Raw genomic sequence first — 14,411 nt, 5'->3', positions numbered from 1 at the left:
GACGGTGTGGCTTATAGGGGGCCGTCGAGTAATCACCCCATGGCACGACCGCTCGTCGGGCTGGCTGCGCACGTCCGGCCGGTGTTCATGGTGCCCGTCGTCGCGACGTCGCTCTGCGGGGCACTACTAGCCCCGAGCGTGAGCATCTGGCTTGGGGCCCAACACGCGGCTGCCGTCGGAACGACGCTGTACGTCGCCCACCTCCGGGACGGCCTCGTGGACGGCCACCTGCGCGGTGAGGAACGACCGTCACTCTCGGTGTCGACGTACCGTTGGGCGACGGCCGTCGCCGTCGTCGTCACGCTCGGGCTCGCGTCGTCACTGGCGGTGACGGCCGGCGTCCTTGCAGTCGGGTCCGTCCTCGCGCTACTCACTCTCGCGCTGTTGCACGCCCCGTATCTCGACAAGCATCCGGTGCCAGTCACCGTCGATTACCCGGTCGGCATCGCTCTCACGCTCGCTGGTGGGTTCGCCACGCAGACAGGGCGAATCCCGAGTGACGTAATCGCGGCAGCCCTCAGCGTAGCAATCCTGTTGGCTGGTATCAAGGTGGGCATCGACCGACTCGACGCGGCGTTCGACCGCACCGTCGAGAAACGGACCGTCCCCGTCATCGCGGGGGAGACCGGCGCCAAGAGAATTGCCGTCGGCTGTTTCACCGTTTCGTCACTCGTTCTCCTCGGCTTCGTCGGAGTGGGTGTCTTCCCGCGTCTCGCCGCTGTCGCGGCCGTCGCTGCCGGTGGGTGTGCCGTGGCGACACTGGTCGCAAGGCCCCGGTGGGCGGTCATGACACAGATGGCGCTGAGCTACGTGTTCGTCGGATCCCTGTTCCTCGCGTTGTGTGGGGGTCGCTGTGCGGGGTGGACGTGGGCGAACAGACTCGTCCGCACCTCAGCGGTAGGCCAGATTCAACTCTATCTCGTCGGTAGCGGCTCGGAGTTGGTCGAGCACTTCGCCTTCGCACCGTTCCTGTGAGAGTCGGTGTGCGGGGCCGGCGATGCTCAGCGCTCCCTGTATCTCGCCCTCGAACATCAACGGGATACCGATTGCGTGGACTCCCTTGAGGTCTTCACTGCGATTGAGTGCGTACCCCTGCTCTCGAATCTGTTCAAGTTCCTCGAACAAGGCCTCGCGCGTGGTGATAGTGTTCTCCGTCCGAGCCGGCAGGCCGTGTTCGTCGACGATTTGGTGTATCTCCTCGTCGGGAAGGTGCGCGAGGATAGCTTTCCCACCGGAGTTGCAGTGCATGTACGCCCACGTCCCGAGAATCGTGTTGATGTCGATGTCGTTCTGTCCGCCGCGGCCGTAGATGTACATCGCCTTCCCGTTCTCGTGGGTGATGAGCCACGCCATCTCACCGGTAGCTTTCTCAAGTTCGTCGACGGCCTGCATCCCTGACCGAAAGATACCCATCTGCCCCCTGACGTACTGGCCGTAGTCGAAGAACGCCAGTCCGAGGTGGTACTCCCGCCCACGTTTCACCACGAAGCCGTGTTCACGCATACTCGTCAAGTGGCCGTGGACCGTACTCTTCGCGACGTCGAGCCGATCTGCCAGTTCGGTCACGCCTGCACCGTCGAGTTCCCGAAGAGTTTCGATGAGAGCGAACAGCGTCTCGTCGGATTTGATGCCCTTTCCGGTTTTCGAGATTCGTTCCATACCGTGGATAACGTATACGTCACAATTAAGCATTGCTGAATGGCCGACCAGTCAGTGCATGCAGGAATTCGTGCGTTCGATGTTGTCGAATGAAGATTCTGGTGTGGCCCCGCAGTTAAACTAACTACTGTACACCTGTTATTCAATCTGTCAGTCTCCGTTCCGGTTCGCTTCCGCCGGCGTCCCACGGTATTTGGCCGATAACTCGACGTAGTTCTCGTGGGTCACACCAATCTGGGCCACCTGCTCGTCGCCGAGCGGGCGCGTCTCGGCGGGGACGCCGTAGGCCATGTGACCTTCCGGTATTCGCTGGCCCTGCCGCACGACGGCGTTCGCGGCGACGATACAGTTCGATTCGACGGTCGCGCCACCCATCACCGCGCTCCCCATGCCGACCAACGAGTGGTCGTGCACCTCGGCGTAGTCCACGACTGCCCCGTGGCCGACCGTCACCTCGTCTCCGAGCGTCGCGCCGTGAAGCATGGTGAACTCCTGCACGTTGGTCTCTTCGCCGACCGTGACGGGGCTACCGTCGCCGCGCAGACAGACGAAGGGCCAGATACTCGACCGTGAACCGACTTCGACGTCGCCGATTGCGTAGGCCATCTCCGAGACGAACGCTTCGTCCGCGATTCGTGGGGTCGCACCCTCGTATTGTCGTTGCATACAGATTCGACCGCCGTGCAGTAACTAAAACGTGGGTGTCTGTCCGAAAACATACTGTTCGCTGTCGTCGAACAAAATCGGCTCGTGCGGTAGTGTGTCGTCTACTCCCTTGCGGTTACCGCTCCGCTGGCGGCCGCTGTAGACGTTCTACGAGCGGGCGGTCGAGTGAGAGTTGCATTTCGAGCTCGCCGTCCATCTGTTCGACGACATCGAACCCGACGTTGTCGTACACCGATACCGCGGCGTCGTTGTCGGCGTCGACGGTCAGCGTGAGCGCGTCGTGGTTTCGCTCGGACGCGTGAGCAACGAGATGTCGCACAAGTTCCGACCCGATACCCCGACCCTGTGCCTCGTCAGCGACGAAGACGACCATGTGCGGCGCTGCAGCGTCACCCGGCGTCGCGCCCGTGTGCCCGACGATCGTAGAGTCTATCTCGGCGACGAGGCTCCAGCCCTCGTCGATGAATCTGCCGAGCCACCGCCGGAGTCTACTCTCGGTTGCCGGCGGCAAACCCATCGTCCTGTCCGAAGGGGCGAGCCCGAGGTACATTTCGACGAGCGCGTCTGTATCGGTGGGCTCGTGAGGACGGACGAGCCCCTGAACGGATTCCCGGTCGCTGAATCGAGGACAGCGCGGCGGGCAGTACGGCGTCCCCACGCACTCCCCGTTGTCCCAGCCACCGCATGCCCACTTGTCGTCTCGAGCCATGGTACACACTAACTGCTCCACCTATTTTACAGGTCGTGGGAACACGTACGGGTGAGAATACGCAGTGGATATAAGGGCCACTGTGCCGAACGGGGTGATATGGTACGACTGCTAGTAGCGCTAGACGACGACCTTTCGCAGGCTAACGCACAGATACGCGCCATCGAGGACATGGTCGAGACAGCGGACGGCGCGGAAGCGTTCCTCCTACACGTCTTCGACGACAATCCAGAAGGAGCCTCCGTCCACCAGGTGGAGGCAGTGAGAGAGACGATGGACCGCCTCGAAGCGGTGGGCGTCACTGTCGAACTACTCGAATCGAGTGGCGACCCAGCTGGCGAGATACTAGCACACGCCGAGGAGTACGACGTCGACCAGATATGTGTCGGGGGTCGCAAGCGAACCCCCGCAGGCAAAGCACTGTTCGGGAGCGTCACGCAGGACGTGATTCTCGGGACTCACCTCCCGGTTCTCGTCTGTGGGAGCGCGGACGAGTAACGCTCAGCCCGCATCGACTGCCTCGTCGAGGTTCCGTTCGAGCGACTCGACGCTGGCGCGTATCTGCGCGATTTGGGCCGTTTGGCGCTGATTCGCGGCCGCGAGTTCTCCCACCTCGTCGGCCACCTGCGTGACACCCTCGACAGTTCTGTCTAAGAGTGCCGCGATTTCCTCCGCGCTAGTCGCCTGGTCGTCGGTCGCGTCGGCTATCTGGTTCAGTTGCGTGGCGATGTCTGCAATCGAGTCCTGTATCTGCTGTTGGTTGTCGTTCACTACTCGGATCTTCGCCTCAATGTCGGCGATCATCTCGGTCGTCTGCTCGACGCTATCGACCGTCGCCGTCGCTATCTCCGAGACCGAGTCTATCAATTGCTCGATTCGGTCGGCCTCGTCCTGTGACTCGGTGGCGAGGTTCTTGACCTCATCAGCGACGACGGCGAACCCGTCACCGGCCTCACCCGCCCTGGCGGCCTCGATGGAGGCGTTCAGCGCCAACATGTTTATTTGCTCGGCGAGGTCGTCGATAGTAGCGACTACCTCGTCTATCTCAGCTATCCGGTCCGCCAGTTCTGTCGCGTCGGTCGCCATCTGTTCGCTCGCGTCTGAGACTTCCTCGACCGTCTCCAGTAAGTCCTGCGTGGCGATTTCGGAATCTTCGGCTAGTTTCTCCGTCTCGTCGCTCTGCGTACTGATGGTCTCGACGCTCGAGGCGACTTCCTCGGTCGTCGCACTCAGTGTCTGTATCTCCTCGTCGACGTCGTCCACGTTGTCGGCCTCTTGCTCCGCTATGTCGGCAATCTCTGCCGCGTTCTCTGCCACTTGGCCGGCCGCAGATTCGAGATCTGTGACTGACGTCTCCAGTTCCTCTTGCACCTTTCGTTGGACCTGTTGCAGCGACTGTCGCTGTTCGACGAGGTCGGTGACTCGGCTGACGTATTCGAAGCAGCCTACCACAGTTCCCTCTGTCGAAACTAACGGAACACCGGTCGCCCGGACGTGCCAGTCGCTGCCGTCGTCGTGAGTGCCCGACCTGACATCTGTTTCCCGAACAGGTTCGCCGGTCCGAGCGACTTCCTCTGCTAGCGTCTCGGTCACTTCGTCGGTACCGACGACCTCGTGTGCTGGTCTACCGAGCGCCTCTTCAGCCGGAGTTCCGATGAACTCCGCCTGTTCGTCGTTCCAGTGTGTCAGTCTCCCGTCGTCGTCAACGACGATAACGGGTTCGGGGAACCATGCAGCGAGTTGATCGAAGAGGTGACGCCAGTGGTCACGTTCGGCGCGGATGCGCTCAGTCTCGTCCATATCGTCCGATAGTTCGGGCCCTAGTGTCGCCTCATCGGTAGCAGGCATCGTGATGAATGGAGTTTGTCAGCATCTCCGTGTTAAGATATTTCATACCGGTAACGGCCAGACTCTCGCCCAATCACTTGGTTACTCCTCGCTCGGTCTCCGGACCATAGCCGTGGCCTCGTAGGAGATGACCAACTCGTCGTCCTGATTCAGCCCATCGTGGTACGTCGTCACGAACCCTCTGCTCGGGTCGCTTTCGGAGGGGCGCTTGTCGCCGATCTCGTTACGCAACCGTAGCGAGTCACCCGGTCGGAGTGGGCGGTGCCACCGGAGGTCGTCGACGCCGACTCCGGCCTGCGTCGCCGTGTCCTCGCTACTCTCGACGTGGAGGCGCATACAGATAGCTGCGGTTTGCCAGCCCGAAGCGACGAGGCCGCCGAAGACGGAGTTCTCGGCTGCCGCCTCGTCCGTGTGGAACGGTTGGGGGTCGTACTTTTCGGCGAACTCGACGATTTCGGACTTCGAGATTCGGTACTCGTCGGAGCGGCGCACGTCGCCGACCTCGATATCGTCGTAGAAACGCATATACTGGTGAATGTTGGAAGTGAATAAAAATCCAACGTGCCGTATCCACACCGTCGCCTCGCCAGAATGATTCGCTAGACTACACAGTCGAAAATTATATTCGAGGCTCCGGAGAACTGGCCCCATGGGCCTCTCAGACCTGTTCGACCCGGACAGCATCGCAGTCATCGGCGCGTCGAAGACACCCGGTAAACTCGGTAACGACGCGATGGCGAACGCGAAGGAGTTCGATGGCCCCGTGTATCCCGTCAACCCGTCGGGTGAGGGGTCTGTCTACGGATACGACTTCGTCGAATCCGTGGCCGAGACCGACGCAGACCTCGCACTCTGCTGTGTCCCCGCACCGGCTACGCCCGACGTCCTGCAAGAGTGTGGCGAGGCTGGCGTCGGCGCCGCAGTCGTCTTCGCAGGCGGGTTCGCCGAAGCCGGTTCGGACGGCAAACAACTGCAAGAACAAATCCATCACACAGCAGAGGAGTATGGAATCTCTGTGCTCGGCCCGAACACGGCCGGGCACATCATGCCACACCGAAACGTCTTCAGTTCCTTCGTACCGGGATTCGACGAGATAGAGGCCGGTAACGTCGCCATCGTCGCCCAGAGCGGTGGGGTAGGCGTGACCGCTACGTTCCAGCTAGACCGCGAGGGCTACGGGACGGCGGGGATGTACGGTCTCGGCAACCGAGTGAACACGGACTTCGACGACGTCATTCCCGTCCTCGACGCCGACCCAGAGACGGACGCGATAGCGCTACACATCGAGGGAACGAGCGAGATCGACGCCACTATCGAGACTATCCACGAGGCGAGTACGCCCGTCGTCGCTCTCAAGTCTGGGAACCGGATGGAGGAGTTCGTCCAAGCACACACTGCCGCACCAATCCAGGAGTACGGACGCTACGAACGTGAGTTTACCGACGCAGGTGCCATCATGGCCGACTCGATGACGGAGTTGCTCGACGCGAGTCGTGTTCTCGCCAAATGCCCGGTACCCGAGGGCCCGAACGTCGGTCTCGTCACCGCACAGGCCGGGCCGGGCATCATGATGGCGGACTACTTACAGGAGCGAAACGTGAACTTCCCGGCCTTGACCGAGGAGACTCGCGCGCGCCTCGACGACATCCTCCTCGGGTTCACGTACGACCAGAACCCCGTCGACACGGGTCGACCGATGCCAGAGTTCGGCGAGGTCATCGACGCGGTCGGCCGAGACGACAACGTCGACATCGTCCTCGTCTACGAGATATTCGAGCACTCGCTGGGGTATCCTGTCGAAGAACTCGAACAACTCACGAACGATATCGAAAAGCCGGTCGTGTTTACCGTCGCCGGACCGGATGCGGCCCTCACGGAAGACCGAGAGCGGATGGAAGAGCTTGGCGTCGCGACGTTCGACACTCCGGAGCGAGGAGCTTACGCCGCATCCGTACTCGCCGAAATGTCGTAGTAAGGCTCTCGTCGGCGACTACAGAACGACACCGTCGACCCCGTTTTACAAATCTGACGGCGGTTTCATAGCGCGCGTTCTTGTCCACCAACGGTCACCAGAAACGTTTAGGTGGCATCAGTCATCATCGTTTGTATGGTTCGAGAAAGCGACTTGGCAGAAGCTGCTGCCGAAGCTGATGACCTCCCAGACCCGCGCGACGTTGTCGGTGAACACGAGGAGATACCGATCACCGACATCTTCGACGAGACGTTCGTGCAGGAACACACCGACTTCGAGAACTTCGACGAGATGGTCGTAGCCAGCCCGTCAGATGCCGACTCGGCCGCAGAGCTGGCACTCGTTCCGGACGGGACATGGGACGAGTTCGTCGCCGAGACGACGACGTTCGAAGACGAGGAAGCGATGGTGTTCGCCGCGCGCGACCACTGGGTCGAAACGCAACTGGGCCTGTAACGCCGACCCGTTCGAGCACGTTCTCCCGTCGATAGCCGTGCGGATATTCGACGTTAGAGGGACTGACGAGGCCGTATACCCCCTCTCGACCACAATAATTATGAGGGTCCTGTCACAAGCATCATACAGACACGATGAGCACCACTGATGCGGATCGCCCGGTGTTGATTGCCGGTGCGGGCCCAGTCGGTATGACGACAGCGCTCGCACTGAACGCACGCGGTGTGCCAGCGACGATTCTGGAAGCGGACTCTGCGGACCGTGACCGGTCTGGCAGCCGCGCCATTTACGTTCACGGCACGACGCTTCACACTCTCGAACGGGTCCATCCGGGACTCGGTGAAAACCTGGTCGAGGAGGGACTCGTCTGGCCGACCCGACGAACCTGCTGGCGAGGTAAGGAAGTGTTCAAGCGGACCTACGACAACCCCGGAGGTGACGGTAAGTTCCCACACTTCACCAGCGTCCCGCAGGTCCGCACAGAGGAGTTCATGCACGAGGCCCTCGACGAAGCCGGTATCGACATCCACTGGGACTGCGCCGTCGAGACAGTCGAGTCGAGTCCAGACGGGGTCCACGTCGAAACGTCCGACGGCCAAGAGTGGGAGACGCCGTACCTCGTCGGTGCCGATGGCGGCGGTTCGACGGTCCGAGACGAAATCGGCGCCGAGTTCGAAGGTGACCAGTCGAAGAACTCCTTCATCATCGCCGACGTCGACGAACTCGAGGACGAAGACGAACAGTGGCCCCTCGAACGACTGTTCCACTACGACGACCCTGACGTGGGCGGCCGCAACGTGATGCTCGTTCCGTTCACTGGTGGGTGGCGACTCGACATCCAGTGCATCGAGGACGACGACCCAGACGAACTGGTCACCGACGAGAAGATGCGCGAGTTCGTCACCGCAGTGATGGGTGAGGAGTACGCAGACAACCTGACGTGGGTCTCGAGTTACAAATTCCTCCAGGTGATGGCCGACACGTTCGTCGACGAGCACCGACGCGTATTGCTCGCTGGCGAAGCCGCACATCTCCTCGCACCGTTCGGCGCACGTGGGATGAACTCCGGTATCGCCGACGCCGACGAGGCCGCATCCGCAGTCGCCGTCGCGTACCGTGCCCAGACCGACGCCGTTGCCCGCGACGAGGTCGAGCTGTACGCCGCACGCAGGGAGAAAGCTGCCGAGTACAATCTCAACGCAGCGGGACAGGCTCTGGAGTACCTTCAGGGCGAGAACCCGGCGACGGTCCTCCGAAAGGAAGCTGCCGCGTCGCTGGCCGACTACTTCGAACCGGCCGGTGAGTACCTCGACGACGCTCCGTACGGTCCTCACGACGCACCACCTATCGTCTCGACGGGGAACTACTGAAACGGGGCGTCAACTACCGACCACCGTTTGGTCACGAACCTACCGTGGGATATTCGGTCCGGTTTCGTCCGGACCGTTTCGTACTTTTCACGCATCTGTCGTCATATTTCACATATCGGGTGTAGATATTCGTATTCGGATTTAGAATGGGAACGCAATTTCAGAATGTGGCTATAAACGTTTATTCTGGAGTTAAATACGACCAATTGATGACACAATCGGGATTTATGAACTCATTCAAATGCGCTAGGGAGTAGGTCGGGCTGTTGTTTGGCGGTCTGTTCACAGAGTGTATGCGCTTTCTCCCATCCCTGAAGAGTGGGTTTCCGCGCTGTATCCGTATGATTCGAGAGAGCCACCTTTTCGGAGGGATACGGTACCGCCTACGAGTTCTCGCTAACTCTCAAATCACCTATAAATAGCTATCTCAATTGAGAGAGAGTCACACACAGACAGCGAGGATTCATCGGACTGGTCGAGACATCTCTCTCTATGAACCGGTATACCAGACGCGACGTCGTAAAGTACGGGAGTGCTGCCGCACTGGTGTCACTCGCTGGCTGTACGGGGACAGAGGACGAGGAGGGCGGAACGCCCTCGCCCACGGACACAGAGGCAGCAGGTGATAGTACAGAGACCGGACAAGACACCGAAGGGGAGGACACGGACGGAGATGAGACGGCGGCGTACGACTGGACAGACGCGACGTGGGACTCCTACTGGTACTCGCTGTACAACATGAGTACCAACATCTCGATGAGCGGTAACGGTGTGCTGTTCCCGCACAACGAACAGCAACAACAGGCGTTCGATAAGCGGTTCCCCGCGATGCTCGAGGCCGCCGGACAGGAACGTCCACCCGTGAAGAATGCGAACCTGAACATGGCCGCGTTCACGAGTGGTGACCCAGCGTTTACCCAACAACCGGTCTTGAGGGGTGAAGACGACCGTCCCGATGCGTCGACGCTGGCGTGGGACGAATCGAAGGCGTCAGGCGTGGTCAGTCCGTCCTCGGCGGGGTGGACGCACCTGAAGGGCGTCACCTGGGCGAAGAACTTCGAGAATCACTTCGAAATCCTCCCCGACAGTCTGGCGGCGGAGTTCCGGTCGATGGTGTTGTCGACGCTCGCCCAAATCGGTATCAATGCGACGTTGATAGTGGGCGGTCCCGAGGGCAACGGGGCTCTCACGAAGGGTGAGAGTATGGAACTCGTGTCCGGGTTCAACCCCGGCGCCGGCGAAGTCGTCGACGCGACGGCACGTCCGAACCACCACTCGGCGTTCCTGTGGTTCATGTCGGACATGACCAGTCTCGCGAAGGGCGGCTGGTTCGGCTACGAGAACCCGGAGCCGTTGATTCCGCCGAAGAAGATTCAGAGTCTTACGGACGGCCTGGCGAAGACGACGATGTCGCTGTTCTCGCCGCAAAACATCGTCGACATGGGATCAACCAGAGACCTCGGTCAGATGCTCGGTGCTATCGGCTGGTACGGCACCCACGCCGGGTCACAGGACCTCACCTCACAGGCTGCCTCCCACGCCGAGGGTCTCGCAGGTGCCGTCGTAAACAACCTGACGAGTGACGGGAGAGTCCAGAACGGTGCGGAGAATCAGGCAGCGACGCAGGGCGTCGTGGGCCAAGGGCTCCTCTGGGCGTCCGAAATCGACGGCGTCGACTTCACCGGGACGGCCGAGTCTGTGCTGGGCTACCTCGTCGACGAACTCTGGGACGACGACGCCGGGACGTTCGCCTCCGGAACTGACGACTCGACGTACACTATCACGGCGAGGGACGCCGGTGACGTCACTGGCGGCATCAACGCGGCCGACGCAGTCCTCGGGATGGACGTCAAGGACAGATACGCCCGGTACTTCAACCAGACGTTCAATCGGGGTCGCCTCCAGCGCGCGGAACGGCCCCAGTCCCGGAGCGAGAACGCCGAGTACCCCCTCCCGCTCCCGGCGGACGCGGGCGGTGAATTCGGACAGGCCGCCGTGTACAACGCCTCGGTCCAGTACGATACCGGGGCCGGCGAGTGGTCTGTGACGGACCGGATGTTCGATACGGCGGGCGCACTGTACCTCGCGAACCAGGACATCTGGATCGGACAGTGGGGCGGCGAGTTCTACGAAGGACGTGGCCGACCCGCGGCGAACGACAGTCCGGCTTGACGACGCTCTCGCATTCGTCGAATCCCCACACGTGGCCCACCCTAGCGCCGGCATGCTGGCGAGAGACGCTTTGTCCGATAGTGCCAGAGAATCGCCGTCCTGACCAGAGCCAGCGACAAGGATGAGGACGTCGATATCGTGATCGCGTGCGTGCGTCTCGCTGGCAGGACGATGGCACTGGCCTCGTTGGCTATGTCTAAACTAGTTGGGAGGGCGAGTTCCCCGACCCACTGGGGTCGGTATAAGGCGACATGGCGAGAGATTCCTACGGATACGGTAGACGCTTACTACAACTCGAAGACGGGTTCGTGCTGTGGTGAGCGTGGGGATCGGCAGGGGCGGCGTTTCCGCTGTACGAACGACGAGTGTGACGTGGCGCAAGACCACGCTGACCGGAATGCATCGGTGAACATCGCGTGGCGCGAGAAGGCGAAACCCGACGGTAACACGACTAATTACCGGACTCACAAAACCCAGCCGCAGGTTCGGTTGGTGCGTCTGTCCGGGTCGGGGCGCGGAAGCCGCCCAACCTCATCCCGTTCCCTCGCGGAACAGGGAGTGCTAGCGCACGGCTGAGGGAACCAACAAAAGCCTCGGGCCACCGCGCCCGAGGCTGTTTACGCTGCGTCCCTGTGGCCGAGGAACTCCTGAGCGCGCTCCCGACCCAATTCCTGTAGCTCTTCGAGGAAAACCGGGTCGCGGTCCACCTTGGTCGAACAGTGGAACCGTTTCCCCATCTCGATGCGGTGAACCTCGGTCTTCGTGAACTCGTCGTCAGGGAGCTTCCCGTCCTCAACCCAGTCGTTGACTCGCTGGATGAACCTCAGTTCCTGATTGAGAGAGATGTTCCCTGATAGCTCGTTGCGCCTGTCGGCGATGACTTCACTCGTCGTCGGTTCGCCCTCGAACGTCTGTGGATTCACTTGAATCACCCACAGTTCCTCGGGCTTGCAGCCGGGTGGCTGATCCATCAGGTCACTGACCGGCGGGTTCTGCGAGAACAGCCCATCCCAGTGGTAGTGGCCGTGTATTTCGACGGCCTCGAAGAGGTTCGGCACTGCCGCTGATGCCAGGACCGCTTCGACGGACACGTCCTCGTTCGTGAACGTCTCGAACACGCCGGCGTTGATATTGACTGTCCCGACGACGAGGTCCGGTACGTCGCGCTGGCAGAGCTCGGGAATGGTTTCGAAGTCGATGTAGCGCTCCAGTACGGTGCGTATGCGTTGCTTGCCGAGTTCTGGCATCGGGAGTTGTGAAGGACTCACCGATGGAATGGCGAAACCGGCACTTTCCATCCGAGAGAGACCGGTCACCCACGTGTTGAGCCATCGATCGCTCGGCCCGTCGACGGCCATGTCCGACCAGATGCCCTCGAGGATGTCCGCCGCGTCGTCGGCATCGCCGGTCAGCAGGCCGTACCACATCGCGAGTGCGTTGAACGCCCCACCGGAACTGCCGCTGATGCCCACGAGGTCGTAGCGGTCGTCGTCCCAGTGGGCCAGAATCTCTCGGAGAACGCCTGCTGTGAATGCGGTATGGCTGCCACCACCCTGACAGGCAATGGCGACACGGGTCGGACTGCTATCCTTACTCATAGGTGTGGACGTAGCCGCCGTCGGACAGTAAACCGCCACACTGGAGATGTTTCGCTTGGGTGGAAAAGCCGGACACGAAGGGGTTTACCACCTCTGCTGGCGTCATCATCTCTTTCGTTCGGGCCTGCCCGAATATCACGTCTTCGGCGACGTCCAACTGTGCACGAAGCTCCAAGATGTCCGGTGTGTCTAGGCTGTTCGATTGCTTCACCACAGCACCGAGGACGAGCGCTTCGATATCGCCATCGGACGAGTGTTGGTCCCGAACAGCGGCAGTGACTGATTCGACAATCTCGTACTAGTGGTCAGGACGTGCTCCACCGAATCAACGATGGCGTGATTGGTTCTGCAACATCCTCACCCACCAGAGGTGCACAAAATCTGGATGAAAACACTATCTTGAGGGATCTCAGGCCGTTCTGACGAATGTCCGACAATCTCAATCAGGACACAGCAGACTTAGGCGTCGTCCTCAAGCAGTTCGACACCACGCTCTACTACCGCATCCGTGATGAACAGGCTTGTCTCAGACTGTAGCGCCCGCATTAAGTCGATTGCACTCGATTTGCTGATTCGATCGCGAGTGTATGCAAGTACGATGATGCCAATTGATCCATGAACCTCAATATCGAGATCCACAGCAGCGTCTCTAGCCTCAAGATCATCGGTCAACAGTACCGCCGACCGATCAGTCGCAATCGCCAGAGCGGCTGTTTCCCCAGGGTCTAACTCAATACTGAGGGCAGCAGGGTCTGCTTCGACGACATCATATAAGAGGTCATCAAGCCCAAGTGGAACTGTACCAGCCTCAAGCTCATCATACACCGTTTGAGGGATCAGTAGTTGGTCAACCGCAGAGAGGACACTAAGTGATTCAATTTCGGCGAGGTGTATGATTGGCCCGGCATCAGCCACTGCGACAATCACGCATTCAGACCCCACCGCACATCATCTTCGACTGCTTGAACCTCACGTTCTGCACGCTTGACTCGGTCTCGCCCGAGAAGATCAATTGCCGTCTCTCGGTCGATTTCGTCGTTCACATACCGTGAGAGGATGAGATCTGCCCACAGATCTTCCACACCGCGTTCCAACGCTAGCTCGAGGATCTCTGACTCGGGTAGTCCTCGCGCTTCAGCGATTTCTTGTACCCGCTCGGTGAGATCCGTGGCCATATCTACACAATACCGCTGTGGTGACTTAAACATCTATGTACTTCTGGATAGGGAGTCGGTCTCAGCGGTTCTGTTGAGGCCTTAGTGCTCGGTGGTCGAGCTTTTAGCGATCATGACTCCCCCGGTAGGGCCTTCGACGTAGAGCGCGTCGGCGCCGCGATAGAATATCGGGAACCGCTCGGGATGGTAGCTCTAACTCGGTGAGAGGGTTTCGAGTCCTCGTCTGAGCAGCGTCGGGGAGAACTGTGGGCGCCCATTCAGAAGCGTGAGCCGTCCAGATTGGAGCGGACCCCAGTCGTCGAACGTGTAGTTCGCTGGCGGCGTGTACGTCTTTCGTGACGTCGCGATCAGATACTCTGCGCCGTCCAGAACACGCTCAACAGAACGCCCAGCGGAGAGAACAACTTCGACCTGTCCGCCGCAGATTGCTTCGGTCTGTCCTGCCACTCGAGTGGACGTCGTCGAGAGCGTCTTGAAGTTCCTTGACGGAAATCTCGCCAAGATAGTCCATTAGAGCACTCAATGTACTACGGGCCGAAAGTTCTAATCACGTTCTGAACGGCCCTCATCACGCCCCCCACCGTTTGTAAATCGCCTCGGGGTCAAGCCCCGAGGCTTTCGCGTGGACTCCCGTTCTATGCCTCAATAGGGGCAGGGGATACGTACTCCCCACTCACGTTCAGCGTCCCGCGATTCAGGCGCACATCTACGGGTGCGCCTCCGTCGCCTGCGTTTTGCCTGCGACGGAGATACTGCAATCCGATGTTCTTCGAGGCGTTGTAGTCG

At 60.5% G+C, this 14,411-nt stretch carries 14 protein-coding genes and 3 pseudogenes; 7 read left to right on the top strand and 10 right to left on the bottom strand.

What is annotated here, in order from left to right:
* Nucleotides 1-39: 39 nt before the first annotated feature.
* Nucleotides 40-975, top strand: coding sequence for a UbiA prenyltransferase family protein (locus EGH21_RS20680; protein WP_220620311.1), 936 nt, complete (start codon nucleotides 40-42; stop codon nucleotides 973-975).
* Here the strand turns inward: EGH21_RS20680 and EGH21_RS20675 are convergent.
* The 3 genes from EGH21_RS20675 to EGH21_RS20665 all read right to left on the bottom strand — a co-directional run bounded on the left by EGH21_RS20675 (nucleotide 892) and on the right by EGH21_RS20665 (nucleotide 3,034).
* Entirely contained in the window at nucleotides 892-1,659 is a 768-nt protein-coding gene (locus tag EGH21_RS20675; protein WP_220620310.1) for an IclR family transcriptional regulator, read from the bottom strand. The genes EGH21_RS20680 and EGH21_RS20675 overlap by 84 nt on opposite strands.
* A gap of 150 nt (nucleotides 1,660-1,809) precedes the next feature.
* Nucleotides 1,810-2,325 (bottom strand): gamma carbonic anhydrase family protein, encoded by a 516-nt coding sequence (locus EGH21_RS20670; protein ID WP_220620309.1) that lies wholly within the window; start codon nucleotides 2,323-2,325, stop codon nucleotides 1,810-1,812.
* A 115-nt stretch (nucleotides 2,326-2,440) separates the two neighbouring features.
* Complete coding sequence (locus tag EGH21_RS20665) at nucleotides 2,441-3,034, bottom strand: GNAT family N-acetyltransferase (RefSeq protein WP_220620308.1); 594 nt, start codon at nucleotides 3,032-3,034, stop codon at nucleotides 2,441-2,443.
* 99 nt (nucleotides 3,035-3,133) lie between these two features.
* Between EGH21_RS20665 and EGH21_RS20660 the strand changes: the two genes are divergently transcribed.
* A complete protein-coding gene (locus tag EGH21_RS20660; RefSeq protein WP_220620307.1) occupies nucleotides 3,134-3,532 on the top strand; it encodes a universal stress protein in 399 nt (132 codons plus the stop codon).
* A gap of 3 nt (nucleotides 3,533-3,535) precedes the next feature.
* On the opposite strand, the gene EGH21_RS20655 is transcribed toward EGH21_RS20660, so the two are convergent.
* Together EGH21_RS20655 and EGH21_RS20650 are read right to left on the bottom strand one after the other, a co-directional pair.
* Nucleotides 3,536-4,834 carry a methyl-accepting chemotaxis protein gene (locus EGH21_RS20655; RefSeq protein ID WP_220620306.1) on the bottom strand — a complete coding sequence of 433 codons (1,299 nt, stop codon included), beginning with the start codon at nucleotides 4,832-4,834 and terminating at the stop codon, nucleotides 3,536-3,538.
* A gap of 129 nt (nucleotides 4,835-4,963) precedes the next feature.
* Nucleotides 4,964-5,407 carry a MaoC family dehydratase gene (locus EGH21_RS20650; protein WP_220620305.1) on the bottom strand — a complete coding sequence of 148 codons (444 nt, stop codon included), beginning with the start codon at nucleotides 5,405-5,407 and terminating at the stop codon, nucleotides 4,964-4,966.
* Nucleotides 5,408-5,531: 124 nt separating this feature from the next.
* Here EGH21_RS20650 and EGH21_RS20645 point away from each other — a divergent pair, with 124 nt between their 5' ends.
* The 5 genes and pseudogenes from EGH21_RS20645 to EGH21_RS20625 form a co-directional block, all read left to right on the top strand.
* Nucleotides 5,532-6,854, top strand: a complete 1,323-nt coding sequence (locus EGH21_RS20645; protein WP_220620304.1) for a CoA-binding protein — start codon at nucleotides 5,532-5,534, stop codon at nucleotides 6,852-6,854.
* A 135-nt stretch (nucleotides 6,855-6,989) separates the two neighbouring features.
* On the top strand, nucleotides 6,990-7,310 hold the full coding sequence (locus EGH21_RS20640) for a hypothetical protein (protein WP_220620303.1): 321 nt from the start codon (nucleotides 6,990-6,992) through the stop codon (nucleotides 7,308-7,310).
* A gap of 134 nt (nucleotides 7,311-7,444) precedes the next feature.
* A complete protein-coding gene (locus EGH21_RS20635; RefSeq protein WP_268899094.1) occupies nucleotides 7,445-8,680 on the top strand; it encodes an FAD-dependent monooxygenase in 1,236 nt (411 codons plus the stop codon).
* 492 nt (nucleotides 8,681-9,172) lie between these two features.
* Nucleotides 9,173-10,852 carry a plasmid stabilization protein gene (locus tag EGH21_RS20630; protein ID WP_220620301.1) on the top strand — a complete coding sequence of 560 codons (1,680 nt, stop codon included), beginning with the start codon at nucleotides 9,173-9,175 and terminating at the stop codon, nucleotides 10,850-10,852.
* A gap of 240 nt (nucleotides 10,853-11,092) precedes the next feature.
* Nucleotides 11,093-11,428 (top strand): annotated as a pseudogene (locus tag EGH21_RS20625) (zinc ribbon domain-containing protein); the annotation flags it as partial.
* 41 nt (nucleotides 11,429-11,469) lie between these two features.
* Here the strand turns inward: EGH21_RS20625 and EGH21_RS20620 are convergent.
* The 5 genes and pseudogenes from EGH21_RS20620 to EGH21_RS24215 all read right to left on the bottom strand — a co-directional run.
* On the bottom strand, nucleotides 11,470-12,450 hold the full coding sequence (locus tag EGH21_RS20620; RefSeq protein ID WP_220620300.1) for a patatin-like phospholipase family protein: 981 nt from the start codon (nucleotides 12,448-12,450) through the stop codon (nucleotides 11,470-11,472).
* Nucleotides 12,443-12,601, bottom strand: a pseudogene (locus tag EGH21_RS20615) (D-beta-hydroxybutyrate dehydrogenase); the annotation flags it as partial. The pseudogene EGH21_RS20615 and the gene EGH21_RS20620, both read right to left, overlap by 8 nt.
* Before the next feature lie 308 nt (nucleotides 12,602-12,909).
* Nucleotides 12,910-13,377 (bottom strand): PIN domain-containing protein, encoded by a 468-nt coding sequence (locus EGH21_RS20610; RefSeq protein WP_220620298.1) that lies wholly within the window; start codon nucleotides 13,375-13,377, stop codon nucleotides 12,910-12,912.
* The gene (locus EGH21_RS20605; protein WP_166975607.1) at nucleotides 13,374-13,625 is read right to left on the bottom strand and encodes a hypothetical protein; all 252 of its coding nucleotides are present in this window, start codon (nucleotides 13,623-13,625) and stop codon (nucleotides 13,374-13,376) included. Before EGH21_RS20605 ends, EGH21_RS20610 begins: the two co-directional genes overlap by 4 nt.
* 635 nt (nucleotides 13,626-14,260) lie before the next feature.
* Nucleotides 14,261-14,411, bottom strand: a pseudogene (locus tag EGH21_RS24215) (RNA-guided endonuclease TnpB family protein); the annotation flags it as partial.

Source organism: Haloarcula rubra (assembly GCF_019599465.1).
In the GTDB taxonomy this organism is placed as follows: domain Archaea; phylum Halobacteriota; class Halobacteria; order Halobacteriales; family Haloarculaceae; genus Haloarcula; species Haloarcula rubra.
This window is presented reverse-complemented; position numbering and strand designations above follow the sequence as displayed.

What these genes read in the sequence shown, in the direction of transcription:
- EGH21_RS20680 (WP_220620311.1), top strand. Translation starts at nt 40, where the DNA reads ATGGCACGACCGCTCGTCGGGCTGGCTGCGCACGTCCGGCCGGTGTTC.
- EGH21_RS20675 (WP_220620310.1), bottom strand. Translation starts at nt 1,659, where the DNA reads ATGGAACGAATCTCGAAAACCGGAAAGGGCATCAAATCCGACGAGACG.
- EGH21_RS20670 (WP_220620309.1), bottom strand. Translation starts at nt 2,325, where the DNA reads ATGCAACGACAATACGAGGGTGCGACCCCACGAATCGCGGACGAAGCG.
- EGH21_RS20665 (WP_220620308.1), bottom strand. Translation starts at nt 3,034, where the DNA reads ATGGCTCGAGACGACAAGTGGGCATGCGGTGGCTGGGACAACGGGGAG.
- EGH21_RS20660 (WP_220620307.1), top strand. Translation starts at nt 3,134, where the DNA reads ATGGTACGACTGCTAGTAGCGCTAGACGACGACCTTTCGCAGGCTAAC.
- EGH21_RS20655 (WP_220620306.1), bottom strand. Translation starts at nt 4,834, where the DNA reads ATGGACGAGACTGAGCGCATCCGCGCCGAACGTGACCACTGGCGTCAC.
- EGH21_RS20650 (WP_220620305.1), bottom strand. Translation starts at nt 5,407, where the DNA reads ATGCGTTTCTACGACGATATCGAGGTCGGCGACGTGCGCCGCTCCGAC.
- EGH21_RS20645 (WP_220620304.1), top strand. Translation starts at nt 5,532, where the DNA reads ATGGGCCTCTCAGACCTGTTCGACCCGGACAGCATCGCAGTCATCGGC.
- EGH21_RS20640 (WP_220620303.1), top strand. Translation starts at nt 6,990, where the DNA reads ATGGTTCGAGAAAGCGACTTGGCAGAAGCTGCTGCCGAAGCTGATGAC.
- EGH21_RS20635 (WP_268899094.1), top strand. Translation starts at nt 7,445, where the DNA reads ATGAGCACCACTGATGCGGATCGCCCGGTGTTGATTGCCGGTGCGGGC.
- EGH21_RS20630 (WP_220620301.1), top strand. Translation starts at nt 9,173, where the DNA reads ATGAACCGGTATACCAGACGCGACGTCGTAAAGTACGGGAGTGCTGCC.
- EGH21_RS20620 (WP_220620300.1), bottom strand. Translation starts at nt 12,450, where the DNA reads ATGAGTAAGGATAGCAGTCCGACCCGTGTCGCCATTGCCTGTCAGGGT.
- EGH21_RS20605 (WP_166975607.1), bottom strand. Translation starts at nt 13,625, where the DNA reads ATGGCCACGGATCTCACCGAGCGGGTACAAGAAATCGCTGAAGCGCGA.